This is a genomic window from Mesorhizobium sp. RCAM 06353 (assembly GCF_059683585.1).
This window is the reverse complement of record NZ_CM185031.1, coordinates 2019609-2046104: the sequence shown is the minus strand read 5'-3', so window position 1 is coordinate 2046104 and position 26496 is coordinate 2019609. Positions and strand designations below refer to the sequence as shown.

At 64.4% G+C, this 26496-nt stretch carries 24 protein-coding genes and 1 pseudogene; 6 read left to right on the top strand and 19 right to left on the bottom strand.

The window, feature by feature from the left end:
- Positions 1–76: 76 nt before the first annotated feature.
- The 8 genes from AC56QX_RS09645 to AC56QX_RS09610 all read right to left on the bottom strand — a co-directional run bounded on the left by AC56QX_RS09645 (position 77) and on the right by AC56QX_RS09610 (position 7993).
- On the bottom strand, positions 77–580 hold the full coding sequence (locus AC56QX_RS09645; protein ID WP_497117722.1) for an exopolysaccharide production repressor protein: 504 nt from the start codon (positions 578–580) through the stop codon (positions 77–79).
- A gap of 249 nt (positions 581–829) precedes the next feature.
- Positions 830–1183 carry a cupin domain-containing protein gene (locus AC56QX_RS09640; protein ID WP_497115530.1) on the bottom strand — a complete coding sequence of 118 codons (354 nt, stop codon included), beginning with the start codon at positions 1181–1183 and terminating at the stop codon, positions 830–832.
- A 139-nt stretch (positions 1184–1322) separates the two neighbouring features.
- On the bottom strand, positions 1323–2216 hold the full coding sequence (locus AC56QX_RS09635; protein ID WP_497115528.1) for a sugar phosphate isomerase/epimerase family protein: 894 nt from the start codon (positions 2214–2216) through the stop codon (positions 1323–1325).
- 69 nt (positions 2217–2285) lie between these two features.
- On the bottom strand, positions 2286–3224 hold the full coding sequence (locus AC56QX_RS09630; protein WP_497115526.1) for an ABC transporter substrate-binding protein: 939 nt from the start codon (positions 3222–3224) through the stop codon (positions 2286–2288).
- An 80-nt stretch (positions 3225–3304) separates the two neighbouring features.
- Positions 3305–4297 carry an ABC transporter permease subunit gene (locus tag AC56QX_RS09625; RefSeq protein WP_497115524.1) on the bottom strand — a complete coding sequence of 331 codons (993 nt, stop codon included), beginning with the start codon at positions 4295–4297 and terminating at the stop codon, positions 3305–3307.
- Entirely contained in the window at positions 4294–5838 is a 1545-nt protein-coding gene (locus AC56QX_RS09620) for a sugar ABC transporter ATP-binding protein (protein ID WP_497115522.1), read from the bottom strand. The genes AC56QX_RS09625 and AC56QX_RS09620 overlap by 4 nt, the downstream gene beginning before the upstream one ends.
- Positions 5835–7214, bottom strand: a complete 1380-nt coding sequence (locus tag AC56QX_RS09615; RefSeq protein ID WP_497115520.1) for an FGGY-family carbohydrate kinase — start codon at positions 7212–7214, stop codon at positions 5835–5837. Before AC56QX_RS09615 ends, AC56QX_RS09620 begins: the two co-directional genes overlap by 4 nt.
- Positions 7211–7993 (bottom strand): DeoR/GlpR family DNA-binding transcription regulator, encoded by a 783-nt coding sequence (locus AC56QX_RS09610; protein WP_497115519.1) that lies wholly within the window; start codon positions 7991–7993, stop codon positions 7211–7213. The genes AC56QX_RS09615 and AC56QX_RS09610 overlap by 4 nt, the downstream gene beginning before the upstream one ends.
- A 183-nt stretch (positions 7994–8176) precedes the next feature.
- Here AC56QX_RS09610 and AC56QX_RS09605 point away from each other — a divergent pair, with 183 nt between their 5' ends.
- The 3 genes from AC56QX_RS09605 to AC56QX_RS09595 are packed head-to-tail and all read left to right on the top strand — an operon-like array spanning position 8177 to position 11358.
- Entirely contained in the window at positions 8177–9220 is a 1044-nt protein-coding gene (locus tag AC56QX_RS09605; protein WP_497115517.1) for a class II aldolase/adducin family protein, read from the top strand.
- A 15-nt stretch (positions 9221–9235) separates the two neighbouring features.
- Positions 9236–10510: an FGGY-family carbohydrate kinase gene (locus tag AC56QX_RS09600; RefSeq protein ID WP_497115515.1), complete on the top strand. Its 1275-nt coding sequence runs from the start codon at positions 9236–9238 to the stop codon at positions 10508–10510.
- Positions 10507–11358, top strand: a complete 852-nt coding sequence (locus AC56QX_RS09595; RefSeq protein ID WP_497115513.1) for a TIGR01459 family HAD-type hydrolase — start codon at positions 10507–10509, stop codon at positions 11356–11358. The genes AC56QX_RS09600 and AC56QX_RS09595 overlap by 4 nt, the downstream gene beginning before the upstream one ends.
- Here AC56QX_RS09595 and AC56QX_RS09590 read toward each other — a convergent pair.
- On the bottom strand, positions 11345–12370 hold the full coding sequence (locus tag AC56QX_RS09590) for a sugar-binding transcriptional regulator (RefSeq protein WP_497115511.1): 1026 nt from the start codon (positions 12368–12370) through the stop codon (positions 11345–11347). The genes AC56QX_RS09595 and AC56QX_RS09590 overlap by 14 nt on opposite strands.
- 158 nt (positions 12371–12528) lie before the next feature.
- Between AC56QX_RS09590 and AC56QX_RS09585 the strand changes: the two genes are divergently transcribed.
- Positions 12529–13329: a hypothetical protein gene (locus AC56QX_RS09585; RefSeq protein WP_497115509.1), complete on the top strand. Its 801-nt coding sequence runs from the start codon at positions 12529–12531 to the stop codon at positions 13327–13329.
- A gap of 39 nt (positions 13330–13368) precedes the next feature.
- Here AC56QX_RS09585 and ptsP read toward each other — a convergent pair whose 3' ends face one another.
- The 5 genes from ptsP to AC56QX_RS09560 form a co-directional block, all read right to left on the bottom strand.
- Positions 13369–15351: a phosphoenolpyruvate--protein phosphotransferase gene (gene ptsP / locus AC56QX_RS09580; protein WP_497115508.1), complete on the bottom strand. Its 1983-nt coding sequence runs from the start codon at positions 15349–15351 to the stop codon at positions 13369–13371.
- A 56-nt stretch (positions 15352–15407) separates the two neighbouring features.
- The gene (locus tag AC56QX_RS09575) at positions 15408–15788 is read right to left on the bottom strand and encodes a PTS glucitol/sorbitol transporter subunit IIA (RefSeq protein WP_497115506.1); all 381 of its coding nucleotides are present in this window, start codon (positions 15786–15788) and stop codon (positions 15408–15410) included.
- A gap of 74 nt (positions 15789–15862) precedes the next feature.
- The gene (srlE, locus tag AC56QX_RS09570; RefSeq protein ID WP_497115504.1) at positions 15863–16861 is read right to left on the bottom strand and encodes a PTS glucitol/sorbitol transporter subunit IIB; all 999 of its coding nucleotides are present in this window, start codon (positions 16859–16861) and stop codon (positions 15863–15865) included.
- A gap of 17 nt (positions 16862–16878) precedes the next feature.
- Positions 16879–17640, bottom strand: a complete 762-nt coding sequence (gene srlA, locus AC56QX_RS09565; RefSeq protein ID WP_497115502.1) for a PTS glucitol/sorbitol transporter subunit IIC — start codon at positions 17638–17640, stop codon at positions 16879–16881.
- Between the two features lie 51 nt (positions 17641–17691).
- A complete protein-coding gene (locus AC56QX_RS09560; protein WP_497115500.1) occupies positions 17692–18129 on the bottom strand; it encodes a transcriptional regulator GutM in 438 nt (145 codons plus the stop codon).
- 190 nt (positions 18130–18319) lie between these two features.
- Here AC56QX_RS09560 and AC56QX_RS09555 point away from each other — a divergent pair, with 190 nt between their 5' ends.
- Positions 18320–18961 (top strand): hypothetical protein, encoded by a 642-nt coding sequence (locus tag AC56QX_RS09555; protein ID WP_497115498.1) that lies wholly within the window; start codon positions 18320–18322, stop codon positions 18959–18961.
- A gap of 105 nt (positions 18962–19066) precedes the next feature.
- A complete protein-coding gene (locus AC56QX_RS09550; RefSeq protein WP_497115496.1) occupies positions 19067–19741 on the top strand; it encodes an HAD family hydrolase in 675 nt (224 codons plus the stop codon).
- Here AC56QX_RS09550 and AC56QX_RS09545 read toward each other — a convergent pair.
- The 5 genes and pseudogenes from AC56QX_RS09545 to AC56QX_RS09525 form a co-directional block, all read right to left on the bottom strand.
- Entirely contained in the window at positions 19738–20910 is a 1173-nt protein-coding gene (locus AC56QX_RS09545; protein WP_497115494.1) for a DUF930 domain-containing protein, read from the bottom strand. The two genes, AC56QX_RS09550 and AC56QX_RS09545, sit on opposite strands and share 4 nt — an antisense overlap.
- A gap of 143 nt (positions 20911–21053) precedes the next feature.
- Entirely contained in the window at positions 21054–22133 is a 1080-nt protein-coding gene (locus AC56QX_RS09540) for an ABC transporter ATP-binding protein (protein WP_497115492.1), read from the bottom strand.
- Entirely contained in the window at positions 22121–23824 is a 1704-nt protein-coding gene (locus AC56QX_RS09535) for an ABC transporter permease (protein ID WP_497115491.1), read from the bottom strand. The genes AC56QX_RS09540 and AC56QX_RS09535 overlap by 13 nt, the downstream gene beginning before the upstream one ends.
- Positions 23825–23882: 58 nt before the next feature.
- Complete coding sequence (locus tag AC56QX_RS09530; RefSeq protein ID WP_497115490.1) at positions 23883–24869, bottom strand: ABC transporter substrate-binding protein; 987 nt, start codon at positions 24867–24869, stop codon at positions 23883–23885.
- A gap of 211 nt (positions 24870–25080) precedes the next feature.
- Positions 25081–26495 (bottom strand): annotated as a pseudogene (locus AC56QX_RS09525) (pyruvate dehydrogenase complex dihydrolipoamide acetyltransferase).
- Between the last annotated feature and the right edge of the window lies 1 nt (position 26496).

Genomic DNA, 26496 nt, shown 5'->3' with positions numbered 1-26496 from the left:
AACTATCCTCTAGCTGCGGAGGCGCGACCGTATCGGAACACCGCTGGTGCGGCAGACAATTCCGGAGCCGGGCCGATCACAAATTCGCTAAGGGATATAGGCCCTGAGCCTGTTCCGACAACGGCAGCCCATTGCGGATATCCGCTTCCTGGGAAGACTCGATCGGCTGGCATAGCGCGTACGCCTTCTCCAGCGCCGCTTCGGCATCCTTGTGCGTTTGCTTTTTCATGATCGCCTCGGCCTTGCCTATGACGCAGTCGAAGTAGGCGTCATCGTCATCCGCACGGGTCATCTCCGTCATCACTGCGGTGGCAAGTATGGCCACCGCAATAAGCGTAAGCAGACGCACCGGCAGCCGGACCTCGGACTGATTTGCCTCATGGTCTGCCGTCGTCCCCTCAGCAGTTGCGGGCTGATAGACCAGCCTGACAACCAGCACAAAATAGCCGATCTGCAACAAAATTGCGCTGGCGGCGGCCCATGCAAGGGCGGCCCCTGGCGAACCTGTTTTGAGATAGGCTGATATCGCGACGGATGCCGACGTCGTCGTCATTCCAATGAGGAACTGTGGTAAATACATCTTTGCCAACCACCGAAAGGTCCCAACTGCCGCGGTAAGGCGACGGGGCCGTGGATCAAGGCGGCTTCCTGGCCGCGTTGCTGCAGGAGCAAATGCCGTGCCAGCCCTTCTGACCCATTACGGGGCATTGGTCATCCAAAGGCCGATTTCCAGGCAAAAGCGGCCGGAGCCAATGCGGCAAAGAAAAACCCGCCATGGCAAACCATGGCGGGTTTCTTGTTGCTTCGATTGCGATCGAGCCTGGTAGGTTCAGGCCACCCGGACCACGAAATGCTTGGTCACCGGCTCGATGATCTTCCATGTGCCCTTGAAATCGGCTTCCACCACGAAGGCGTCGCCGGGGCCGACTTCGACCGGCGTGCCGCCGTCGGGGGTGATGATGATGCGGCCGGCGATCATGTGCACGAACTCATAGTCGGTGTAGGTCGCATGGTAGGTGCCGGGCGACGCCCGCCACGTGCCCGAGATGACCTTGCCGTCCGCGGTCGTGTGCTGGACGGCGGTTTGCATGGTCGGCTGGCCCTCGACCGCGATCCAACCAGGCAGGTCGCCGGCTTCCGCGTGTTCGATCGCGCCGAATTTCAGGATCGTCTTGTTCGTCATGCCGGGCTCCGTTTGCTTCATTCATCCGGGACGTCGGATAGCCTATGCGCATGACGGGAGCAATGCGGACCCCATGAGACGGGTTGCGTTTGCGCATCCAAGCAAGCACAGCTTGGAAAGTCCTGCCGCCGGCGACCGCCTACGGCTTGTGCCGGGCCGAGACCAGTTCCGCCTTGCGCCGCGCCGTCTCCAGCCCGAGGCCGATGAAGGCGCGCGCGTGCTTGGCGAGCGCCATATTGTCGGTCCACAGATTGCGCCAGATCGCGGTCTTCTTCGACAGGTTCTCGTCGACGATTTCCGACGAGAAGGATTCGAAGCTGAGATCATCGGCATAGCCGATCGCGGTCAGCGCATCGAATATCGCTGCAAAGTCGATATTGCCGGTGCCGAGAAAGCCGCGATGGCTTTCGCCGATATGGACATAGCCGATCTTGCCCGCGGCGTGGCGGATCGCCAGCCCGACATCGGCCTCCTCGATGTTCATATGGAACGTGTCGAGATGCAGGAAGATGTTGTCCGAACCGGTGTCCTCGATGAAGGCGAGACCCTGTGAGGCGGTGTTGAGAAGGTTACTTTCGAAGCGGTTGACGATCTCGAGATTGAGCGTGACGCCGGCCGCCTTCGCCGTCTCGGCAACCTTGGCCAGCGTTCCAGCGCTGCGGTTCCACTGGTCGCGCGTCGGCGCCTCGACCTGCAAACCGTGGCTGGTCGACAGGATGCCGGCGACCTTGCGGCCGCCAAGGTCGCGTGTCAGCGCTATGGTCTGGTTGAGAATCTCGACGCCGCGCGCCGCAATCGCCTTATCGGCGCTCGATATGTCGCCGTCAGCAGGCAGTCCGATGCTGATCGCCACGCCGAGATCGAGATCGGCAATGCGTTTGGCGAGCCCGCCAATGTCGACATCGGCGGGCTCAAGATAGGAGAATTCGATCAGGTCGAAGCCCGCCTCCTGGGTGTTGGCCAGCGTGCGTTCGAGCTCGCTTTGCGCCGAGCTCGCCGACCAGACGAAAGAATGGATTCCGATGCGCGACATGATCGTCTCCGGTTTGCGGCGATGAGGAAAGGCGCGGCCGGGTCAACCCGGCCGCGCTTGTTGGAGTGATCAGCGGGCCGCGGTCCAGCCCTTGTAGTCCTTCAGGTTCTCGGCGGTGATCAGCTTGGGATCGAGCAGCACGGTGGCCTCCGCCGGCTTCTTGCCGGCCAGCAATTCAGCCGCCATCGTCAGCGACTGGCCAGCCATCACATAGGGGTCCTGCGAGGCCGAGGCCTTGATCATCGACTTGCCGGAGGAGAGTTCCTTTTCGATATCGGGCGCGCCGTCGACCGCGGTGAAGATGAACTCGGAGCGGTTGAGCTGCTTGGCGGCGAGCTGGGCGCCGATCGCCGTCGGATCGTTGATGGCGAACACCGCGTCGATCTTGTCGAAGCGGGTGAGCAGCGACTGGAACACCTTCAGGCCGCCGTCGCGCGAGCCTTCGGCGTTCTGGTCGTCGGACAGGATCTTGATGTCGGGATGCTGCGCAAGCACGTTCTTGCAGCCCTTGACCCGCTCCAGGATCGACGACGATGCCGGACCGTTGAGGATGACATAGTCGCCCTTGCCGCCGGTGTGGTCGACCAGATACTGGCAGGCCTCTTCGCCGGCCTTGACGTTGTTGGTCATCACCGTGACGTCGGCGCCCGGCGCCGAAACGTCGAAGGCGGCAACGATGATACCGGCGGCCTGCGCCTTCTTCACCGCCGGCGCGATTGCCTTGGCATCGACCGCGTTGAGCATGATCACGTCGACGCCGGCGGCGATGAAGGAATCGACCTGCGAGACCTGCTTGTTGAGGTCATAGTCGGCCGATACCGACGTCACCTCGACCTTCGGATTGATCTTCTTGGCCGCGTCCTCGATGCCCTTGATGGTGGCGACGAAGAAGGGGTTGCCGAGCAGGCCGACCGAGATGCCGACCTTGTTGAGGTCCTTGGCCGATGCCGGCGCGATGGCGACGGCCGCGAATGCGGCGCCGCAGAGCAATTTGGCTATGATCTTCATTACGCTCACTTCCTCCTGATGCCCCGCGCCTCTCGCGGTGCGTTACACAAGCCGGTCGTTGATGCCGGCGACCAGGTCACTCACGTTCTCGCCCCTGCCTGGAGCCGGTAGCGGTCGAGGGCGACCGCCACGATGATGACCAATCCCTTGATGATGTACTGCCAGATGTCCGAGACACCGGCCAAGATGAGCCCGTTGGAAAGCACCGCGATGATCAGGCCGCCGATCAGCGTGCCCCAGATCGAGCCGACGCCGCCGACGAAGCTGGTGCCGCCGAGGATGACGGCAGCGATGGCGTCGAGTTCGTAGGACTGGCCGAGCTGCAGGCCATTGGCGGCGTAAAGCCTTGCCGCCGACATGGCGCCGCCGAGACCGGCGAGCAGGCCGGAGACGCCATAGACGAAGAGCAGCACCAGCGGCACCTTGATGCCGGTCAGCCGCGCCGCTTCGGCATTGCCGCCAACGGCATAGATCCAGGTGCCGAGCACGGTGCGCTTGAGCACCAGCCAGGACAGCACCACCACGGTGAGCGCGATGATGACCAGCCAGGGGATACCAAGCAGCGAGCCATTGCCGATGAAGTCGAACGGCAGGTCCGAGTTGAACACGGTCGTGTCCTGCCCGAGCAGGCGAGCAATGCCGCGCACGGCTGTCAACGAGCCCAGCGTGACGATGAAGGGTGGCAGTCTGATATAGGCGACGAGCAGCCCGTTGATGAGGCCGAAACCGAGACCAGCCAGGATGGCGGCCGGCACGCCGAGCAGGCCCCAGTCCGGCACCAATGACACCATCACGGCCACCATCGCCGCGGCGGCGAGGATGGAACCGACCGACAGGTCGATGCCGCCGGTCAGGATGACGAAGGTCATGCCGGCAGCGAGCACGATGTTGATCGACGATTGCTGGGTGACGATCAGCAGGTTGGTCTCGGTGAGGAAACGCGGATTGATGAACTGGAAGCCCGCCGCCAGCAGCACCAGCACCGGCAGCATGCCGAGAGCGGCAAAGGCCGTGCGCAGCCGCCGGCTCCTGACCGTCGCCTGATCCACGCTCGTCGTCATTCTGTCGGTCATCCCTGGGCCGCTCCCGTCGCAAGTTCCATGATCGCCTCCTGGCGCAGCGGCTCGCCTTCGGATGCCGTCACCTCGCCCGCGATAGTGCCGTCGCGCATCACCAGCACGCGGTCGGCGACGCCGATCACCTCGGGCAGTTCGCTGGAGATCATCAGGATGGCGATGCCGCTGTTGGCGAGATTGTCGATCAGCCGGTAGATTTCCGACTTGGCGCCGACGTCGACGCCGCGGGTCGGCTCGTCGAGGATGACGACCTTCGGCTCGGTCTCCAGCAGCCGGGCGAGCAGCACCTTCTGCTGGTTGCCGCCCGACAGCGAGCCAGCATTGGCCTGCGCCGAACGGGTGCGGATCGACAGGTCAGCAATGGCCTTCGCCGCGCGCCTATCGGCGAGGGTGAAATCGCGAAATCCGCCAACCCGCGCGTCCCTGGTCAGCACGCCCATGCTGATGTTGTCGGAAATCGACATGTCGAGGAACAGGCCGAGTTCCTTGCGGTCCTCGGTGAGGTAGGCGATGCCGGCATCGAGCGCCTCGCGCGGCGAGCCGATGGTTACAGGCTTGCCGTCGAGTTCCAGCGTGCCTGATGTCCGCCTGTCGGCGCCGAAGATCAGCCGGGCAAGCTCGGTGCGGCCGGAGCCGACGAGACCCGCCAGCGCCAGCACCTCGCCCTTGTGCAGGTCGAACGAACAGTTCTTCAGCAGACGGCCGTCGGACATGCCGCGCACCGAGAGCGCGACGGCACGCTTTTCGTCCGGCGGGCGATGGTCCTTCTTGTAGAAGGCGGAGAGATCGCGGCCGACCATCATCGACACCAGGCGCGAGGCGTTGAGGTCGGCGCGCTCCAGCGTGCCGACATAGCCACTGTCGCGCAGCACGCTGACGCGGTCGGCGAGCTGGTAGACCTCTTCCATGCGATGGCTGATGTAGATTATGGCGATGGCTTGCGCCTTCAGCGTCGCGATCACCTCGAACAGCCGGTCGGTCTCGCGCGAGGTCAGCGACGTCGTCGGTTCGTCCATGACGATGATGCGCGCATTGGTCGACAGCGCACGGGCGATCTCGACCAATTGGCGCTCGCCGAGCGACAGGCTGGAGACCAGCGCACGCGCCGAGAAGGAGACGCCGAGCCGCGCGATGATTTCGTTCGCGCGCCGGCTGCATTGGTCGCGGTCGACGATGCCGAAGCGCCGCGGCTCGTTGCCGAGGAAGATGTTCTGCGCCACCGTCAGATTGGGCGCCAGCGACAGCTCCTGGTAGATGACGGCAATGCCGGCGGCGCGCGCCTTGACCGGATCGCCGGTCGCGGCGGGCACGCCATCGATCAGGATCTCGCCGCCGGCATCCGGACGATAGGCGCCCGACAGCACCTTCATCAATGTCGACTTGCCGGCGCCATTTTCGCCCATCAGCGCATGGACCTCACCGGCGTGAACGGACAGCGACACATCCTGCAAGGCGCGGACTGCGCCGAACGTCTTGGAGATGTGGCGCATCTCCAGCACCGGCCGGCGTGCCGTCTCGGTCTTGGCCGTCGCGATCATCGCGCGCCTCCCGCCGTCTTGACGGCAGTGCCCTGCCCGGCAACGCGATCGCGCCAGGCGTCGCGGTAGCCGGCGAGGCCACCGAAGCGCGTCGCATGCACCGCCTCCGGCGCCTCGGCGGCGAATTCGCGGCCGACGCTTTCGAAAGCGAGCGCCGCCGCGCCCGTGGCGCTGCCTTCAAGCGAAGCGCCCTGCAGAAAGCTCTGCCCGGGGCGCAGTTGCGCCAGCAGCCCGGCCAGCAGGCCGCCAGTGTTCAACCCGCCATCGACGATGACGGTGTTTTGCGAATGGATGAGGTCGAGGCAGAGATCGACCATCAGCGCCACGTAAAGCAGTGCCACGGCAGCGCGTTCCCCGGCATCGGGCATGCGGCCGACCAGCCGGCCGGGATGGTCCGGAATCGGCCCGCCCGGCGCGAAGCTCGGCAGCGCCATGAGGCCGGCGTCGATCGCCTGCTGTAGCGAGCCATGCGGGATCGCGCCTTGCCAGCCGCCGCTGATGGTGGCGAATTCGCGGCCGCCCATGAAGCGGATGGTCGGCACCGGGCCGCCGTCGACATCGACATTGACCAGCATGTCGCGATCACGGTCGAGCACTTCCAGCGGACAGTCGGGATTGAGCACGATGACCCAGGTACCGGTCGACACCACGGTCAGCGGGCCAAGCTCTTGCCGGCGATAGGCATAGAGCGCCGCATTCGAGTCGTGGACGCCATTGTGGATGGCGATCGGCCGTGCCGCGTCACCGAGATGCCGCTCGCCGATAATCGCGCCGGCGCGCGCGAAGGCCGGCATCTGGCCGCGCCACCCCTCGGCATCGACCAGCGAGGAAAAATCCCGTTTGCGCGGTGCCCACAAATGCGAATGGCAGCCGAGATAGGACACTTCGCAAACCGGCCTGCCGCCGAGGCGCCAGCTCCAGTATTGGGGATAGCCGAGGATGGATGTCGCCGAGGCGAACGCGTCGGGATCGACTTCCTGCAGCCACAGCATGTGACGGCCATAATTGAAGCCGAGCGGCAGGCGGGGCGAGAACGTCTCGGCAAAATCCGGAATGCGGCGATCGATTCGGGTGGCGATTTCGGCCGGCGGCTCCTGCTCGTAGTCGAGGATCGGATACGTCAGCGCCGTGTCGTCGACGAGGGCAAAGGTGCAGCCATGGCCCGACACCATCACCCCGTCGACGCCATGGTTTTCGACCGCATCGGCGAGGGCACCGAGCGCCCAATCACGGAGGCCGGCCTCGTCGAGCACGCTGAAGCCGTTTTGGCGCACCCACTTCGGCTGGGTCCGGCGCTCGTCGAGGATGCGTCCGTCCTGGCCGAAGACGAACAGCTTCGAATTTGTCTTGCCGAAATCGAGCACCGCCACTTTCACGGGACGGCTCCCGAAGTGGACGCAATCCGCACCATGACGCCGGCGTCCTCCAGCATGCGTGCATCGGTGTCGGAGAGGCCGTCGTCAGTCACCAGCGTGCCGATGCGCGACAGCGGCAGGGCGACATTGCGCGCGTGGATCGACAGTTTGCGGCTGTCGGCCAGCACCACGATCTGGTCGGCGCAGAGGCTGAGCTCGACAATGGAGCGCACCAGCAGCGGATGCGATTCCAGCAGCCCCTCCTGGTTGAGGCCTTGCGCGCCGAGAAAGAATTTCGAGGCGTAGAAGGGCGTCGCCTGGCTCAGCGAGTGGATGATGCCGGGTTCGCGATGCAGGTCGCCACCGGCAACGGTCAGGCTGCAATGGCCATGGTCGCTGAGATAGGCCGCGAGCGGCATCGAATTGGTGTAGAGGCGGATGTTGCGGTCGGCGAGCTTGACGCCGAGATGGAAGCAGGTCGAGCCGCCATGGACGATGACCGCGTCACCGTCGCGCACCATGGTCGCCGCGAGAGCGGCGATCTGCCGCTTGGCCTCGACCGCAAGGTCGCGGTTTTCATCATAGGGCCGGGCATAGGCAACACCTGCCTGTGAAGCGCCATCGAGCGCCGAGATGCCGCCATAGACCTTCCGCGCCTCGCCGGCCTCATCGATCCTGTCGATATCGCGCCTCACCGTCGCCGCCGAAACGCCAAGCCGCTCCTGCAGCTCGCGCACCGAGGCGAACGGGCGGTCCCGCAGCAATTCGACGATCTGACGCTGGCGGCCGAGGTCGCTCAACTTTTTCCTCCCAATGCCATTTTTTTCATGGCAATTGGCGCAACTTACTCAACATTAGTCAGATTGCAAGCCAGTTTTGACGATAGTAGATCACTGTTGACGCAGATCACTCATATCTGCGATATCAGCGCCAACAGCGGCCCGGGCGACGGGATTTCGCACAAGCGTTGAGGGAAAGGCGCCATGGCAACCCAAGCTGATGCGCAGGAACTGGCAGCCTTGCGGGCGCTGTCGGCCAGCATCGGGCTCAACCCGCATATGACGCAGGCGGCGGGCGGCAACACCTCGCTCAAGGCTGGAGACACGCTGTGGATCAAGGCGTCCGGCACATGGCTGAAGGATGCGCTCAGCGACGACATCATGGTGCCGGTGGCGATGGCGCCGCTGCTCAAGGCGGTCGACGAGCGCGATCCGGCCGCCGACACGCCGCAGGCCTTTGCCGTCGATGAACTCAATCCGCGCGGCCTGCGCCCGTCGATCGAAACGACGGTGCACGCCTTGATGCCGCAACGCGTGGTGCTGCATGTGCATTGCGTCGACACGATTTCGCTTGCCGTGCAGGCCGATGGCGAGGCCGAGGTCGCCGGGCGGCTCGGCGGCATCGAATGGGCTTACGTACCCTACTTCCGGCCAGGCCTGCCGCTTGCCCGTGGCATTGCCGAAAAGCTGCGGCCCGGTGTCGACGTGCTGATCCTCGGCAATCACGGGCTGGTCGTCGCCGCCGAAACCGTCGCCGAGGCAGACCGCCTGCTCCGCCGCGTCCGGTCACTGCTGGCGCGCCCGGCGCGCGCAACCGCCGCACCCGATATCGCGGCTCTGACAGCGCTTGCCGGCGACAGCGTCTACCGATTGCCGGCGGATGCCGAAGCCCATGCGGTCGCGCTCGATGCGGAAAGCCGCCGCATGGCTGAGGCCGGCAGCCTCTATCCGGACCATGTCATCTTCCTCGGCCAGGGCTCGGTGGTGGCGAGACCAGGCGAGGATGCGGCCGGTGTTGCCGCGCGGCTCGGCGCGGCACCCGTGGCGATCCTGTTTCCCGGCGCCGGCGTGCTGATGCGCGGCGACGCCAGCGCCGGCGCCGATGCCATGCAACGCTGCCTTGCCGATGTGACGGCACGCATCGATGCCGCGGCACGATTAAACTATCTCACCGCCGCCGAGAATGATGAACTGGTCAATTGGGACGCCGAGCAGTATCGCCAGAAGCTCAATGCCACAGGCGGCTAGCAAAGGACTGAAGACATGATGCCCCTCGTCATCGGCATCGACATCGGCACGTCGGGCGCACGCGCCGTCGCCATGCGCCCGGATTTTTCGATTGCTGGCCAGTCGGCAGTCCGCCTCGACAGATTCGGACAAAATCCCGGCGACCCCTCGGTATGGTGGCAAGCGGTCCAGGCGGCTCTGACGGAACTGCTTTCGAACATTGACCGCGCCGCGATCCGCGCCGTCGCAGTCGACGGCACGTCCGGCACGCTGCTGCCGGTCGACGCCAACGGGCGGCCCCTGGCCGAGCCGCTGATGTACAACGACAAGGTCACAGACACCGACATACTGGCCGCCATCGCCCGTGAGGCGCCGGAGGCCAGCGCCGCGCATGGCGCCACTTCAGGCCTCGCCAAGGCGCTGAGGTTCCAGCATCTTCCCGGCATCGCGGCGGTGCTGCACCAGGCCGACTGGATCGCCGGAAACCTATCCGGCCGCTTCGCTGTCAGCGACGAGAACAACGCGCTGAAGACAGGCTACGACGTCGAGGCGCGCCGCTGGCCGGACTGGATCGCGGCCACAGGCATGCGCATGGACTTGCTGCCTGATGTCGTCGAGCCGGGCGATGTCACCGGCACGCTCACCGCGGTCGCCGCCGAGCTGTTCGGCCTCCCGCGCGATGTGGTCGTGGTCGCCGGCACCACGGACGGCTGCGCCTCGTTCCTGGCGACAGGCGCCACATCAGCCGGCGACGGTGTCACCGCGCTGGGATCCTCGCTCACCATCAAGATCCTCTCCGACCGGCCGATCTCGGCGCCGCGCTTCGGCATCTACAGCCATCGCCTCGGCGACGCCTGGCTGGCTGGCGGCGCGTCGAATTCCGGCGGCAAGGTGCTGGCGCAGCATTTTCCGCTCGCACGCATCATCGAACTCAGTGCCAAGATCGACCCGACGACCGAGACCGGCCTCGACTATTATCCGCTCAGCACGGCCGGCGAGCGCTTTCCAATCGCCGACCCCGCACTGCCGCCGCGCCTTGCGCCACGGCCGGCTGACGACGCCGACCATCTCAAGGCGATGTTCGAAGGCATGGCCGCGATCGAGGCACTCGGCTACCGCAGGCTTGCCGAACTCGGCGCACCGCCGCTGACCTCGGTCAGGAGCGTCGGCGGCGGCGCTGCAAATAAGGCCTGGACGGCAATCCGGCAGCGCAAGTTGAGGGTCGATTTCCTGCCCACACTTTCCGACGAGGCGGCCGCCGGTACAGCGCGACTGGCGCTGAAGGGTGCAAGCAAGGCGGGGCTGTTATGAGCGTGAAAACCATCGAACGCCTCGACGGCATCGGACCGCTGGCTGAGCGCTATCAGGTCTTCCTGCTCGACCAGTTCGGCGTGCTGCATGACGGCCAGGCTCCTTATCCCGGCGCGGTGGAGGCATTGTCGGCGCTGAAGCGCGCCGGCAAGACCGTGGTGCTGATTTCCAATTCCGGCAAGCGCGCCAGGCCCAACGAGGATCGCCTGCTGCAGCTCGGCTTCGCCGCTGGCAGCTGGGACCATTTTGTCTCCTCCGGCGAGGTGGCATGGCGGTCCTTCAACGACATGGCGGCATCGGGAAAGCTGCGCTCGGGTACGAAATGCCTGCTGATCAGCCGCGACAATGACCGCACGGCGATCGAAGGCCTGCCCTTGGTGCTGACGGAGGCCGGTGAGGACGCCGAGCTGGTGCTGATCTCGGCCAGCGAGGGCGATCGCCACGACCTCGACCACTATCGCCGGCTGCTCGCGCCGCCGGCGGCGCGAAAGGTGCCGTGCTTCTGCACCAATCCCGACAGGATAATGCTGACGGCGGTCGGACCCCGCTTCGGCGCCGGAGAGATCGCCGATCTCTACGAAAGCCTGGGCGGCAGCGTCACCCGCATCGGCAAGCCCTATCCGGCGATATTCAACGCGGCCCTGGCGCTGGCCGGCGAGCCGGACCGTCGCAGCGTGGTCTGCGTTGGCGACAGCGTCGAGCACGACATAGCGGGCGGCAACGGCGCCGGCGTCGCCACGGCGCTGGTGCTCGGCGGAATACTGTCGGACACACCGGATCTTGCCGCCGTTTTCGACGAGCAGCAGGCCTGGCCCGATTACATCACGGAATCCTTCAGCTTGCGCTGACTGCTTCGAGCATGCGCTTGGCGCTTTCCTCGTCGGTGATGAGGATCGTCGGCGCGATCAGGTTCATGGCACCGAGCAGCGCCTCGGTCTTCTCCGCACCGCCGGAGGTCAGGATGCGGATTGGCGCCGCGCGCAGGCGGTCGACCTCCACCGACATCACGTGGCTGTTGACGGGATGGTCGACGAGGTCGCCATTGCGGTCGAAGAAATGGAACAGAAGGTCGCCGACCGCGCCGCGCGCAAGCAGCGCCTCGCGGTCCGCTTCCCTGAGAAAGCCGCCGCGAGAGAAGGTGGTGGCCGAAGCGATGCCGCCGACGCTCAGAAGAACGGCATCGAGCACGTTGGCCATTTCAAAGACCTCCTGCAGGCCGCAGCGCTCGACCAGCGCGATCTTGGTCTCGACGCTGTCGACAACGGCCGGCGTCGGGATCAGATAGCCGTCGCCCTGGAAGATTTGCGCGAAGCGCCAGGCGAATTCGGCCGGGTTGTAGCGCCGCACGACGCCGACACCGCCAAGCAGCGAAATGACCTTGAAGTCGGTGAGCGATTTGGCGCTGATGAAGGGCAGGCTCGAAAACAGCGTCTGGCCCCAGCCGACGCCGACGCGCATACCGGATTTCATCGTATCGGAAAGAAAACTGCCGGTCTTGGCGCTGATTGCCGGGATCGGATCGGCATTGGGGGCAGAAAGCGGCGCCACCAGCGCCTGCTGCAGGCCGAACGTCCGCTCCAGCGCGCGCTCCAGCCGCACGATCTCCGACAATTCGCTCTCGATGGTGATCTTCACCTCGTTGCGCGCCCGCGCCTCGGCCAGCATGCGCACGATGGTGACGCGGCCGACGCCGAGCACGTCGGCGATCTCGTTTTGCGTCATCTGCTCGACGAAATACATCCAGGCGGCGCGAATCCTGAGGCGGTCGGTCCGGCTTTCGCTAGCGACCTGCTCGGTCGCTTCGGCCCCTATCCGCCCCTCGTCGGCCCGCCCCTCTCCGGTTTGTCGTCGCCTGGCCAAATCGTCCCTCCCCCGCGGCGACGGACAAGCGTGCTGTCGCCGATTCTGCATGCTGGTCTAGTATCGCCTATTGATCTACCAATCGATAGGAACAATGTAGAGGTGGTAGGCCGGCCCCCAGCTGGCCGCCCTCCATGGCACTTTCGAGGCGATCCGCGATGCTCCGACAAATCTCCGAAGACGTCCGCGTCAATTTGAAGGACCGGTTGCGGGAAGTCCGCGACATCATCCGCCAAAGCCGTCATGACGGCACCGGTGACGCCAGCGTCCTGCGCGAAGCCACCAGCCATCTGCCGCCGTTTCCGGGCAAGGGCATCGAAGGCTTGCTCAGCCATGCCGCCAGCGCCTTCGACGAAGCGCTGTCGATCGCCGAATCCTTTGTCCCGCATGAGCGCCCGATCAAGGTGGACGGCACGACCGTGAAAGGCCTCGGCACCTATTTCCCGGCCGGAAACGAAGAACGGCAGTTGAGCGCCGAGCGCCTGTTCCGGCGCGACATGTACTATCTGACCAAGGCGGTGCTTGCCGGGCTGAAGATCGACAATGCCCGCATTCATGAAGCCGATTTTGCCGCCGTGCATGCCACGATGCGCAAGCGCCATGGCGATCTGCTGGCCACGCTGACCGCACCGGGTACAGGACTGCAGGCAATCGCGGCCACCTGCGCGGCGGTGCTGGTCGAGTTGCTCAACCAGCGTCCGGTCCACTTTGGCGAAGTCGCGCCGGAAACGGCTGCGATTGGTGGTCGGGCGCTCGATATAAGCTGCCTGGCGCCGGTCGTTCTGGCCTGCGGCCCGGCGACAACCGGCCGCGACGGCGCGCCGGAGCCGGACATGCTGGAGATCGCGATCCTGGCTGCCGATATCCGTCATGACCGCCTTGTCCAGGCCTGTGCCAAGGCGAGCCCGATCGAGGAACTGACCCCTGTCTTTGCCACTTTGCTTGCCCACTTGCCGTAACGCCCGGTTGCGCAAAACAAAGAGAACGGCTGCGGAAACCTAATCTCCAGCAGCCATGGCCGTGATCGTCTTCTTGGCGCGCTGGATCGAGGCCGGGCTCATCGAAAGCTCGGTCAGGCCCATCTCGATGAAAGCCGGGATCAGATCCGGCCGACCTGCCGCCTCGCCGCACATGCCCACCATGATGCCTGCGGCGACGCCGGCTTTTGCCGTCAGCTCGATCGCCATCATGACCGCCGGATTGGTGACGTCGTTGAGCTTGGCCACGGTCGGATTGAGCCGGTCAGCGGCCATGATGTACTGGGTGAGATCATTGGTGCCGATCGAGAAGAAGGCCACCTCCTTGGCCAGCGCCGGGGCGATCAGCACGGCGGCTGGGGTTTCGATCATCACGCCGAGATCGAACGTCGCATGCGGTACGCCTTCAGCCTTCAGCTCGGCGGCGCATTCATCGACCAGCGCGCGGGTGCGCGTGACTTCGGAAATATCGGCCACCATCGGCAGCATCACCTTGATGTTGCCGTGCACGGCTGCCCTGAGCAGAGCCCGGAGCTGGCGCTTGAAGATGTCGGGCCGGTCGAGGCACATGCGGATGCCGCGCCAGCCGAGAAAGGGGTTCTCCTCGTCGGGGAACTCGATGCCGGCGATCGGCTTGTCGCCGCCAATGTCGAGCGTGCGCACGATGACTGGATAGGGCGCGAAGGCCTTGGCCAGCGCTGCATAGGTCTCGGCCTGCATGTCCTCCGAGGGCAGGTGCATGTGGCGCATGAACAGGAGCTCGGTGCGGAACAGGCCGACACCCATGGCGCCAGCCTCCTGCGCCGCCTCGATTTCCTCCAGCGAGCCGATATTGGCCGCGACCTCGATCACCTTGCCGTCGGCGCGCTTCGGCGTCACTGTCTTGAAGGCGGTCAGGCCGGCACGCTCCTTCGCCGCCGCTTCGACACGACCGGCATAGTCGGCGCGCGTCGCTGCATCCGGGTCGACGATCACATGGCCGGCGTTGCCGTCGAGCGCCACGTCGCGCGCCGTGCGCAAGGCATTGACCTGGTCGCCAAGGCCCAGAACCGCCGGAATGCCGTGCGAGCGAGCGATGATGGCGATGTGCGAGGTGGCGCCGCCATGGCCGCAAATAACGCCACCAATCCGCTTCAGTGGCGCGCGCGCCAGATCCCAGGCGCCGATGTCGTCGGCGATGAGAATGGCGCCTTCGGGGATGTTTTCGAGACTGACATCGTCCTGGCCGAGCAGCACCAGGCAGATCTGCCGCCCGACGGCATGGACGTCGTCCGCCCGCGCATTGAGATAGTGATCGTCGACGGCGCTGAAATCGGCGGCGATGGTGGCGGCTGCGGTGATGACGGCCGAGACTGCATCATTGCCGCCCTTGATCGCCGTTTCGGCCTCGCCGGTCAGGCTGTCGTCGGCGGCGATATCGCGAAGGGCCGCGACGATCCCCCTGTCTCCGGCCGACAGGCTGTCCTGCGCCAAGGCCCGGTCCATGCGCGCCTGGACGGCGGCGACGGCGGCACGGAACCTGTCGATCTCGCCGGCGATCTCTTCAGCCTGCAGCATGCGGCCCTGTCCGGCGATGTCAGGCGGAAAATGCGCGAAGGCCGGCCCGATGGCGACGCCCTCGCTTGCCGCGACACCGCGCAAGCCGTTCGCTTCGCCGAGTGCAGTCTTTGCGGATTGCGGCGCCGGTGCGGGTGCCGCCTGGCCGGCATCATTCGCCGGGCTCTGCGGCTCGGCCTCGTCATCGAGACCCGCTTTGGGGTTCTCGAGATAGCCGATCAGCGCCTCGATCGCCTCGATCGCGTCGGCGCCGTTGGCCCGCACGGTGACTTCCTGGTTTTCCTTGACCGCCAGCAGCATCAGCTTGACGGAGCTCTTGGCGCTGACCGCCTTGCCGTCCTTGACCAGTTCGACATCGGATTCGAAGCCCTTGGCGAGCTTGACGAACCGCGTGGCGGGGCGGGCGTGCAAACCTTCATGCACTCTGACGATGGTCGAGCGTTCCATGGCAAATACTCTGCTTTTTTAGGCGCCAAAACCAGACGGGCAGGGCGCGAATGCTTTCAGGCGGCGATGGTGATGATCGCGTCTGTCTTAAGGGCTGCCACGAGCGCTTTCGTATCGACCTGCGATGCGCAGATTTCGCCCGGCCTCTCGGCCTCGGTGGCGCCGTTGAACGAGATGACGACGTGGCCCATCTCGAGCACCTTGCTCCACGCGCTGGAGCCAACTGCGGTAATGGTCGCGGAAACATCGCCAAGGGTGATCGACGCGCCCTTTTGAGGCGCGCCGTCGCTGGGTCCGTGCTCCGTCTTGTGGAGCACGGAAACCTCGGCAAGCTCCGGCGGCGAGCCATCCGCAAACAGGATGACCACGCCCCCTTCGGCAAGGTCCGCCACTTCGGGTCCGATGGCAGTGACCCGTGTTCTCAGCAGAACCGTCATATGGCGAACCTCATTTTCCTACTTTGACGCAACTCCGGACGGAAAACCGCTTACACTTTTCCTGGAATTGCTTTTTAGAACACGATCAGGCTGACGACCCATGCGATCAGCACGGATACCGGCCCCATGATCTGGCGGCTGATGAGCACCGCTGGAACACCGATTTCGATCGTCTTCGGCTTGGCTTCACCGAGCGCCAGGCCGACGGGGACGAAGTCGCAGCCCACCTGCGTATTGTAGGCAAACAGCGCCGGCAGGGCCATCGCCGGCGAAATCGTGCCATTGGCGATCTGCGGGCCGATGATCGCCACGCCGATGACCTGCGCGATGACAGCGCCTGGCCCGAGTATGGGCGACAGGAACGGCAGGCCGCAAATCGCCGAGATGATCAGCAGGCCGACGATGTTGTTGGCCAGCGGACCCATCGGCTGTGCCAGAACGTCGCCGATGCCGGTGTAGAGGATCAGACCGATGAGCATGGTCACGAAGGCCATGAACGGCAGCACGTTGCGGATGACCTGGTCGATGGTGCGGCGGCCGGCATTGAAGAAGATGCCGACGACGCGACCCATGATGCGGCCGATCGTGCTGATGAAGCCGATGAGACCGCCCTCGCTGGGCAGCGCCGTCGGCGTCGTGTTGTTATTGCTCGAACTCATCGCTGCTGCTCCCCCCGCAGTGGTGACCGTTTCGGACCCGTCAGCCATTGTGACATCGGCCGGCTTCACGCCCGAAACGTAGATATCCTCGGTGATGAACTGGGCGAGAGGCCCAGACTGTCCGACCGGCGTCAGATTGACGGTCGGGATACGTTTGCGCGGATAGACGCCGCAGCGTGCGGTGCCGCCGCAATCGACGACGACGACCGCCATCTCGCTTTCGATCGGCGGCGCCTTGAAGCCATCGACGGCTTCGGCACCGGTCATGTCGGCGATGAGCTGCGCCACCGGGTGAATGCCACCACCGGTGACGGAAACAACCTTGCTGCGCTGTTCGGTCGGCTCGATCACGAGCGGACCACCCCAACCGGTTTTACCCCGGGTGATGCGTACGGCTTTGTATGTCTTGGCCATGATGTCCTCCCCGCCCCTTACAGCTCGACGCCCTGGCGGCGTGCCATGATGGCGGTGATGCGCTCGGTCAGCATGCCCTTGAGCAGGATGACGACGAGGCCGACAATGGCGTACCAGATCGCTACCTTGACGTGGTAACCGGCGACGACAACGCCCTTCTTCTCAAGCTCGAGCAGAGCCACGAGAATGCCGCCCCAGACGAAATATTCGCCGGGATTGATGTGCGGGAACAGGCCGAGCGGCGGATGCACGTAGGACACGGCCGCGTCATAGAAGGCCGGCTTGTGCTTTTCTTCCAGGAACGATCCGAACGTGTAGGCCATCGGATTGGTGAGGAAGAACACCGCCAACAGCGGCAGCAGCGTATAGCGGGTCAGGGCAATCCTGCCGGCGCCGCGCGCCAGGCCATGCACGCGCTCTTCGCCGACCAGTTCGGTAACGGCGTAGAAGGCAGTCATCAGCACCACCAGCGTCGGAATGATACCGGTGACGAAGCCGGCGAACACTTCGCCGCCCTTCTGGAAGATACCGATGAAGTATTTGCCGATGGCGGTCAGCCAGCCGAGCTGCTCTTCCTGCTGAACGTCCTTCAGCTTTTCCTTGAACTGGTCGACGGTGATCGGTCCGCTGTCGGCTTGCGCCAGGACAACGAGATGATCGGAAGCATGCTCGACGGCGAGCTTGCCATGCAAAGCAGCATCCGAGACCATGGTACCTGCGACATGCAGATTGTGCACGGCCATGTCGGCATGCTGCGCCAACAACGAAAATACAGACATTTCTCCTCCTTATGCCGCCCGCCGGTTATCCCAGTCGGTGCGCGGCGTCCTCTAGGCCCTTGCTACGTTCAAACCGGATAGACCCGGCTTCTTCCCCGGCTCCGACCGTGTTTTGTCGATCTGTTCGATCGCCCGCTTCACGGCCTCGGCCACACCGGGTTCCCCCTCCCCCATGATCGCAGGGTTGGACCGGAGTCGATCGAGGGGAACACCCTCGAATTCTTCATGTCTTTTGAACTTGGTGAAGACGGAGCGGCCGGTCATCACCATCAGGCGGCGCACGATCATGTCAGGCGTCACCACGACCAGCGCGATGGTCCCCTTGGCAAATCGGCCGCGAAAATTGCCGGCTCCGACGAAGCCGTCCTTGTACTGGTCGGTGACGCCCCGGAAGACATCCGAATAGTGCCGCATCTGCAGCCAGACGCCGAGCGACTGCAGCGCCCACACAATAACCAGCAGAAGCAGTCCCCACTGCCAAATCGCCATTCGGTTCTCCTCCCGAAGCCTCCGTCGAAGCCCACCTTGGACCGGCGCGCGACAACAGCAAAGTGAGAACATTTGTTTCCGAGAATGTCAATATGTATGATATTGGCCTCTGCCACGCCATCCACAGGGCCGTCGCCGATTTCGGCGGCGGCTTGGCTGTGCTAGCCTGTCAGCAAACGGGATGCATGCAATGGAACTGCCCTTCAGGGACGAACTGGCCCTTATGCCCGACCTGCGCCACCGGTTGCGGCAGCTGCGCTGGTTCCGCGCCACCTTCCGCGGCAGCGCCAAGGTGGTCTCGGACACGTTCGGCGTGCGCTTCGAGATCGACGAGGCGAAGCTGACAAGGGCTTTTCTCGACTGGGTCGAGATCATGGAAGCGCAGAAGCGCTTCGCTGCGGTCGACCGCGCCGACTTCATCGTCTTTGCCGCCGGCCTGGTGCTGCGCGAGCTGATCAAGCAGGCGCCCGCCAGGGAAATCTCCGGCCTCGACCAGCTGATTGAAACAGATCAGAATGCCGGCACGCTGGAAATCATCCGCTTCTGGCCGGAAGGCTTCCTCTACACCAACTACTGCGTCTCGGTGATTTCGGCGGTCCACGAGCAAGAATTCGGCACGGCGCCCAGCATCGACAAATGCGCCGACGATCTGCGCACCTGGTGGTCCTATCGCGAGAACGTGACCGAGATGCCGGCCTATGCAGTGGCTTTCCTCGACCGCTTCCTCGGCGCCGAACCGAACTGGATCACGCCGGACCGCGCACAATCCCGGCAAGCCATGCAAAGGGCCCTGGGATCCGCGCGCGCAAGCGATGCGCTGCGCCAGCTTTGACTGCTCGCTGTTTCATGCCGAAAACGCGCTCAAGACATCGCGCTATTGAACATTTGACTTTTTGCCGATAGCGATGTGCGAAATTTGACTTGAGGAGACAAGCGCGTGGCGCGACCAAGGCCTATCATTTTCGATTGTGACGGCGTTCTCGTCGACAGCGAGCCGCTGGCCGCCACGGCCTATGAGCGCGTCTATGAAAAGCACGGTATGCCGGGCGTTCATGGCGGCATCATCGCCCAATGCGTTGGCATGAAGCAGTCCGATATCATCGTCAGGATCAGGGAATTGACCGGCCATCAGTTTCCCGCTGCCGCCGACGGCGACATCTGGGCCGAGACCAAGGCCCTGTTCACCGAGGAATTGAAGCCGACGCCGGGGATCGCCGCGTTTCTGGAAACGCTTGAAGGCGACCGCTGCGTTGCCTCGTCATCCTCGGTCGAGCGCATCAACCACAGCCTTGCCGTCACCGGGCTGGCGCATTTCTTCGGCGAGGCGATCTACAGCGCCTCGATGGTCAAGAACGGCAAGCCGGCACCCGACATCTTCCTGTTCGCCGCCGCCAAAATGGGCGCCGACCCGGCCGACTGCATCGTCATCGAGGATTCGCCCTTTGGCATCCAGGGCGCGGTCGCCGCCGGCATGACGGCGATCGGCTACACCGGCGGCGGCCATACCTATGCCGAGCACGCCGCGCGGCTGACGGCGGCCGGTGCCGATTTCGTCTGCGCCGACTGGCAAGACGTTAGCCGGCAATTGGCCGGGCTCGGCGTGCCGGCCTAATTTAGTGGCCACCGAGTCAATCGACGTCGTGCCCATTCGCCCGGTGGGATCAACGGCCCAACATGGAAGTTGAAGGACAGCACCCTCGTCGCATCGGCGTCGACCTCGCACCGGAAGCTCAGATTGTACCATTGAGCTCTCGTGCTGAAGGCGGCATCCGGAGGATCAAGAACATTGCCCTTGTCCAGATCAATGGTTGGTATCCATTTGATCGGATAATCGGCTCTTTGCAATTCTGTGCTCAGAACATTGCCGCAAAGGGTGGCCACGCGCTCGCCACGCGGCACATTCTCCATGGAGCTTGTAGCGAACGCATTGCCGGTTGCCCCCTGCGAGTAAAGCTTTCTGACGCCCGGAAGGCCGGAATAGATCGGTGAACCCGCAACGTCGTTGTTGGTGGGATTTGACCTTCCAGCATTCCCGACCGGGGCCTTGAAAGCTTTTGCTGGTTTGAAAGTCATTGCCTTTGCAGGTTTGGGCTTCGCTTTTCCAGCTGAGGCTGGAGGCGCCGGCTTATCACCGGTCTCGGCCGCCAATGGCTTTGGCGTCACGACCGCTTGCTTCTCGTCGGTTTGCGGCGCCGGCTCCTGCTTGTCCGGCTGTTGTTTATCGTTGTCCTCGGTCGGCTGCTTTTCCTCGGTTTGCGCGGGTTTTTCGTCCGGCGCAACGGTGGCCGGCATCTCGTCGGGCTTGCTGGGCTCTGCCGTCTGCTCTGGCGTTGCAGCCGGGGCGGGCTGGGTCGGCGTGGGTGTCGGTGCTACAGGCGGCTTCGCCGCCTCATCCTTGGCCGGCGACGGCGCGTTGGGTTTAGCGCTGCTTCCGTCGAGTGATTTCTCCGGCCCGGTATCCTTCTGGCCATACTGAAAGACGCGCTTCAGAACCGGGAGGTTCTGCGGCTTAGGCGGCTCCGGAGGCGGCGGCTTCTCCACTTTCTGCTCGGGCGGCTTTTCGGCTTTGGGCAGCTTTGGCGGCGGCGGGGGAACAGGTTTCGGCTTTGGCTGCTCGGGCGGAGGCACGAGTGCGACATTGACCGGCTGCTCCTCCAGCGGCTGTTGGGGTGGCAAGCGCAGGCCATACACCAGGAACACCGCGAGAAGCGCATGCAGGATCAGCGATGCGGGGATGCCCCACAACAGATTCCGACGCCGTTCTCGTGCTTCGTCCTTCATCCCAGTCGATGTGGAATGAAATAGCGGCGGCTTCAAGCATAAGCACAGGATTAGCGGAATTTAGCCGCTGACAGATTGGTGATCTGGGTGATCACATCGCCGAATCGTTGGCGCGACTGAAAGCCGCCAAGCATCCAGCATCATCACGAGACTGCTCCCACAGCCGGGATCAGCCAGCCGGACTTTATCCGCAGCCGTGCCTGGGCTCCGCTCTCCAACACGACCGGGTCTGGCTGCTCAAAATGCAAGGTGAGATCGGGGCCAGCGGCAGCCGTGAATTCGATGCGTGCGGCGCCCCCCTGGTAGATCACCCGCTTGACGAGACCATCGAAGCCCGGGCCATCCGGTGACACATCGAGATCCGCCGACCGGCAGCAGATCTTCGCACCCGCACGCGGCCGCTCGCCGGGGCGGCAGCGGACCACCAGTTCGGTTCCGAGTACCTTGACCTTGCAATGGCCGCCGTCTTCGCCCGTCAAGACATCCGCAGGCAGCAAGATACCTTGCGATATGAAGGAGGCGACCATTTCATTTGCCGGCTCATGATAGAGCTGGCGCGGCGTCGCCAGCTGCGTCAGGCGTCCATGATCCATCACCGCGATGCGGTCGGCCAGCGCCATCGCCTCGGCTTGATCATGGGTGATGTAGACGATGGTCGTGCCCGTGCGCTTGTGGAAGGCGGCGAACTCGTCCTCCATCGAGGCTCTCAGATGCACGTCGAGATTGGCGAGCGGCTCGTCGAACAGCACCAGCGACGGCGCCGCCACAAGGCAGCGCGCCAGTGCCACGCGCTGGCGCTGGCCGCCGGAGAGATTGGCGGGTCTGCGCTCGCCCAGCCCCTGCAGATTGACCAAAGCGAGTGCGTCTTCGACCTTCTGGCGTGCAACACCCTTGTCGAGCTTTGCCACCTTCAGCGAATAGCCGATGTTTTCGGCAACCGTCATGTGCGGCCACAGCGCATAGTTCTGGAAGACGATGCCGACGCGCCGCTTTTCCGGCGCGACGCTGCCGCCGCTGTTCGACACGACCTCATTGCCGATGCGGATCTCGCCCGAGGTCACTTTCTCGAAGCCGGCGACGAGCCGCAGCAACGTCGTCTTGCCGCAGCCCGAGGGACCGAGCACCGCCAGGAACTCGCCGTCGGCGACGTCGATCGAGACATCCTTGACCGCATCGAAGTCGGCGAAGCTCTTGGTCACATGGTCGAGGTTCAATCGCGCCATGGCAGCACTCCGGCCGGAAGATAGGGGGCAAGCAGATTGGTCACCAGCATCAGCACGAAGGTGACCGCGACGGTGATGACGGACATCGCCGCCGCATAGTTGGAATCGCCGCCCTGTTCGAAGGAAAACATCACCACGCCGATCGTTTCGGACCCCGATGACCACAACAGCGCCGAGACGGTGAGTTCACTGAGCGCCGTCATGAAGATCAAAAGGCCGCCGGCGATCGCCGCCGGAGCGACCAGCGGAAAGATGATGGTCCGCATGCGCGTGAACAGGCCGGCGCCCGCCACCTGCGCCGCTTCCTCCAGCGCCCGGTCGATCTGGTGATAGCCGCTGATGGTCGGCCGCAGCGTCAGCACCAGGAAGCGGGCAAGGTAGGCGTAGAGGATGATCCAGACCGTGTTGTAGAGCTGGATGCCGGTCAGCGGGATCGGCCGCAGGAACAGCAGCAGCGAAGCAATCGCCAGCACCACGCCGGGCAAGGCATAGGGCAGTTCGACCGCCAGATTGAGCAGCCGCACCCAGCGCTGCTTGCCCCAGGCAATGAGGTAGCCGACCGGCACGGCGACGATGACCGCGAAGAAGGCGGCCGCGATCGACAGCCAGAAACTGTTGAAGAAGGCGCGGTTGGCGGCATCATGCTCGAACAGCACGAAGCGGTAATTGTCGAGCGTCACGGTCTTGGCGGTGAGTGCGATGCCGTAGCCCGGCACCAGCGAGGTCAGCACCAGCCCGAACAGCGGCAGGAACAGCACCAGCACGATCAGCAGCCACATGCCGGCCCGAACGACCGGTCGCAAGCGGCCAAGCTCGTAGGGCTCGGCTGGCAGTGAGGTAGAACTGATGCGGTAATCGCGGCGGCGGCTCATGAGTTCCTGCGCAAGGATGCCGGCCATGGCGATGACGCCGATCAGCACCGACAGGAACGCGGTTTCGCCCAGCACCGCCGGCCCGCCGCCCGCCAGCTTCTGATAGATCAGTGTCGGCAGCACCAGATAGTTGGCGGGAATGCCGAGGAAGGCCGGAATGCCGAAATTGCCGACGCAGGACACGAAGGCGAGTGCCGCAGCGGCCATGATCGACGGCGTCATCAAGGGCAGCACGATGGTGACCAGCACGGTGAACCAGCCGGCGCCACCGGCGCGCGCGGCCTCGACCAGTTCGCGCGGCAGCTTGCGCAGCCCGGCGCGCACCAGCAGGAAGACCAGCGGCCCATATTGGACACCAAGCAGCAGGATGATGCCCGAGGTCGAATAGAGCGGGTTCTTCGTGCCGAGCGGTGGCGCCGCGCCGAAGAGCTTGAGGAACGGGCTTGCCGGACCGAACAGTTGCAGCCAGGCCAAGGCTGTCACCTGCGGCGCGATCATCAGCGGCATGACATAGCACAGCACCAGGGCGCTGCGGCCGCGTATGTCGGTCAGCGAGACCAGCGCCGCCACCAGCGTTCCCGACAGCACCGCAAGCAGAGTGCCGCCAATGCCAACGACCAGCGTATGCCAGGTGGCGATCCACGTCGCCGGGCTCCGCAATCCGACTTCAATGGCCACGGTCGACAAGGTGCCGCCTGGTGCCACGATCTCCTTGATCAGGCGCAGCATGGGCAGTAGCGAAAGCAGCATGATGACGACGGCCACCGCCGCCGTCAGGGCCATTTCCTGGCCCCGGCTTTCCCTGATGCGTGTCGACATGATTGCGTTTCCTGAGATCCGGGATGCCGTCGAAACGGCATCCCGCGTGATTCTCGGCTCAGCCGCCGAACAGTTCGGAGAACTTCGCCTTGTCGGCGTCAGTCTTGGCGACGATCGCCTTGGTGTCGAACGGCATCACCTTGACCTTGACGCCTTCCGGCAACCAGTCGGGGCGGCCGACCGAGGCGCGCGCCGGCAGGTAACCCATGGACAGCGCCAGCTTCTGGCCTTCATCCGACAGAATGAAGTCGACGAACTTCTTGGCACCGTCGACATTCCTGGCCGTCTTCATGATGGCGACCGGTTCTGTCACCGCAGGCACGCCCTCGGAGGGGAACACGAACTCGACCGGCGAACCCTTCTTCTTGGCGTTCATCGCCATGAAGTCGACAAGGATGCCATAGGGCTTCTCGCCCGATGCCACCGACTTCAGCACCGCGCCATTGCCGCGCACGCTGACTGTGTTGTTGGTCTTCAGCTTCTGGAAGAAATCCCAGCCATAATTGGTATCGCCGGCGAAGCCCGAAAGCAGATAAGCGGCGGCACCCGAATAGAGCGGGCTCGGCATGACCAGGCCGTCGGCATAGGCGGGCTTGGCAAGATCGGCCCAATGTTCCGGCTTTTGCGCGGCCGCGGTGTTGTAGACGATGCCGGTGGTGATCAGCTTGCTGCCGAAATAGGTCTTGTCGGCGTCATAGGCATCCGCCTCGATGCCGTCGAGCTTGGCCTCGGCATAAGGCAGCAGCCGGTCGTCCTTCTTCAACAGCTCCATCGAGACCGCGTCGGCGATCAAAAGCACGTCGGGCTGTGGGCTGCCGGCGGCGAATTCAGCCGCCATCTTGGTCAGGATGTCGCTGGTTCCGGAACGATAAATGGTCACGTCGATGCCGGGCTGCGCCTTCTTGAAGGCGTCCACGGTCTTGGCCGCGTCGGCTTCCGGCTGCGATGTGTAGAGCGTCAGTGTTTCGGCGTTTGCCACGCCGGCAAACAAAGTTACCGCGAGCACCAGCTGGCTGGCCAGCAGCTTGATGAAGTGCGTCTTCATGAGGCCTCCTGTCTTGTCCGTGCATGAACGGTCCGGCGTCCTGACCGGTTTCCATCTCCCTCCTGCACGGCGCATATGACTGGTGGATGACAGCGCGCATGCCTGGTCCGATCAGGCAACAGCTTGGCGCAAAATGCTCTCACGCATAACAATACAGGCCGGCGGAACTGGCGTTCCACGAGCCTCATAACCGCCCTGACGGGCTCGTCTGCTAAACCAGCATGCCCATCGGGTTTTCGATCAGGCGCTTGAAGGCGACGAGCAGTTCGGCACCGAGTGCGCCATCAACGGCGCGATGGTCGGTCGACAGCGTCACCGACATCACGGTCGCGATCTTGATCTCGGCATTCTTGACCACCGCCCGCTCTTCGCCGGCACCGACCGCCAGGATCGTCGCATGCGGCGGGTTGATGACCGCGGCAAAGTCCTTGATGCCGAACATGCCGAGGTTCGACACCGCCGTGGTGCCGCCCTGATACTCTTCCGGCTTCAGCTTGCGGCTGCGGGCGCGGCTCGCCAGATCCTTCATCTCGTTGGAGATGGTAGACAGCGTCTTTTCGTCCGCATGCCGAATGATCGGCGTGATCAGGCCGCCGGGGATCGACACGGCAACACCGACATCGGCATGCTTGTGCTTGACCATGGCGCTTTCGGTCCACGAGGCATTGGCATCCGGGACCGCCTTCAGGGCCATCGCCATCGCCTTGATCACCATGTCGTTGACCGACAGCTTGTAGGCCGGAGCCTCGCCCCCATTAGACTGCTCGCCGGTCTTCTTCACCGGGGCTGCCGCATTGATCTGCGTGCGCAATGCCAGAAGCGCGTCGAGCTCGCAGTCGAGCGTCAGGTAGAAATGCGGGATGGTGGTCTTGGCCTCGACCAGCCGCCGCGCGATGGTCTTGCGCATATTGTCGTGCGGGACCAGCTCGTAGGAGCCGGGTTCGAAGAGGCGCAGAACGTCCCCCTCCCCCTTGAGGGGAGGGTGGCCGGCCGAAGGCCGGTCGGGTGGGGTCGGCTCGGCCGGACTCGGCGCAAAGGCGGTGCCTTCTGAGGCCACCCCCTCCGTCCGCTTCGCGGACACCTCCCCCTCGAGGGGGGAGGAAAGCGCGGCATCGATGTCAGCTTTTACGACGCGGCCGTATGGGCCGGTGCCTGTCAGGGCTGACAGGTTCAGCCCAGCTTCGCGAGCAAGACGACGAGCCAAAGGTGTGGCGCGGGTTTTCCCCTCCCCCTCAAGGGGAGGGTGGCCGGCCAACGGCCGGTCGGGTGGGGTCGGTTCGACTGGTCTCGGCGCCAGGGCGGTGCCTTCTAAGGCGCCCCCCTCTGTCGACTTCGTCGACATCTCCCCCACAAGGGGGAGATTGGCGCCTTGGTCCCGTAAGCCTCGCCATCGGCATAGATCCAGGCCACAGGCGCGCCGACCGGAATGTCGACGCCTTCCTTGCCGGTCACGTCACGCAGCACGCCGCTGGCCGGCGCATCGATCTCCATCGCCGCCTTGTCGGTCTCGATCTCGAACAGCACATCGCCCTTCTTGACGGTTGCGCCCTCAGTCGCAAACCAGCGCGAAATCTGTCCGGTCGCCATATCCATGTCGACCTTGGGAAGAATGACTTCGGTCGGCATA

Coding starts and splice junctions, on each gene's coding strand:
- AC56QX_RS09645 (WP_497117722.1), bottom strand. CDS start 580: ATGTATTTACCACAGTTCCTCATTGGAATGACGACGACGTCGGCATCC.
- AC56QX_RS09640 (WP_497115530.1), bottom strand. CDS start 1,183: ATGACGAACAAGACGATCCTGAAATTCGGCGCGATCGAACACGCGGAA.
- AC56QX_RS09635 (WP_497115528.1), bottom strand. CDS start 2,216: ATGTCGCGCATCGGAATCCATTCTTTCGTCTGGTCGGCGAGCTCGGCG.
- AC56QX_RS09630 (WP_497115526.1), bottom strand. CDS start 3,224: ATGAAGATCATAGCCAAATTGCTCTGCGGCGCCGCATTCGCGGCCGTC.
- AC56QX_RS09625 (WP_497115524.1), bottom strand. CDS start 4,297: ATGACCGACAGAATGACGACGAGCGTGGATCAGGCGACGGTCAGGAGC.
- AC56QX_RS09620 (WP_497115522.1), bottom strand. CDS start 5,838: ATGATCGCGACGGCCAAGACCGAGACGGCACGCCGGCCGGTGCTGGAG.
- AC56QX_RS09605 (WP_497115517.1), top strand. CDS start 8,177: ATGGCAACCCAAGCTGATGCGCAGGAACTGGCAGCCTTGCGGGCGCTG.
- AC56QX_RS09600 (WP_497115515.1), top strand. CDS start 9,236: ATGATGCCCCTCGTCATCGGCATCGACATCGGCACGTCGGGCGCACGC.
- AC56QX_RS09595 (WP_497115513.1), top strand. CDS start 10,507: ATGAGCGTGAAAACCATCGAACGCCTCGACGGCATCGGACCGCTGGCT.
- AC56QX_RS09585 (WP_497115509.1), top strand. CDS start 12,529: ATGCTCCGACAAATCTCCGAAGACGTCCGCGTCAATTTGAAGGACCGG.
- ptsP (WP_497115508.1), bottom strand. CDS start 15,351: ATGGAACGCTCGACCATCGTCAGAGTGCATGAAGGTTTGCACGCCCGC.
- AC56QX_RS09575 (WP_497115506.1), bottom strand. CDS start 15,788: ATGACGGTTCTGCTGAGAACACGGGTCACTGCCATCGGACCCGAAGTG.
- srlE (WP_497115504.1), bottom strand. CDS start 16,861: ATGGCCAAGACATACAAAGCCGTACGCATCACCCGGGGTAAAACCGGT.
- srlA (WP_497115502.1), bottom strand. CDS start 17,640: ATGTCTGTATTTTCGTTGTTGGCGCAGCATGCCGACATGGCCGTGCAC.
- AC56QX_RS09560 (WP_497115500.1), bottom strand. CDS start 18,129: ATGGCGATTTGGCAGTGGGGACTGCTTCTGCTGGTTATTGTGTGGGCG.
- AC56QX_RS09555 (WP_497115498.1), top strand. CDS start 18,320: ATGGAACTGCCCTTCAGGGACGAACTGGCCCTTATGCCCGACCTGCGC.
- AC56QX_RS09545 (WP_497115494.1), bottom strand. CDS start 20,910: ATGAAGGACGAAGCACGAGAACGGCGTCGGAATCTGTTGTGGGGCATC.
- AC56QX_RS09540 (WP_497115492.1), bottom strand. CDS start 22,133: ATGGCGCGATTGAACCTCGACCATGTGACCAAGAGCTTCGCCGACTTC.
- AC56QX_RS09535 (WP_497115491.1), bottom strand. CDS start 23,824: ATGTCGACACGCATCAGGGAAAGCCGGGGCCAGGAAATGGCCCTGACG.
- AC56QX_RS09530 (WP_497115490.1), bottom strand. CDS start 24,869: ATGAAGACGCACTTCATCAAGCTGCTGGCCAGCCAGCTGGTGCTCGCG.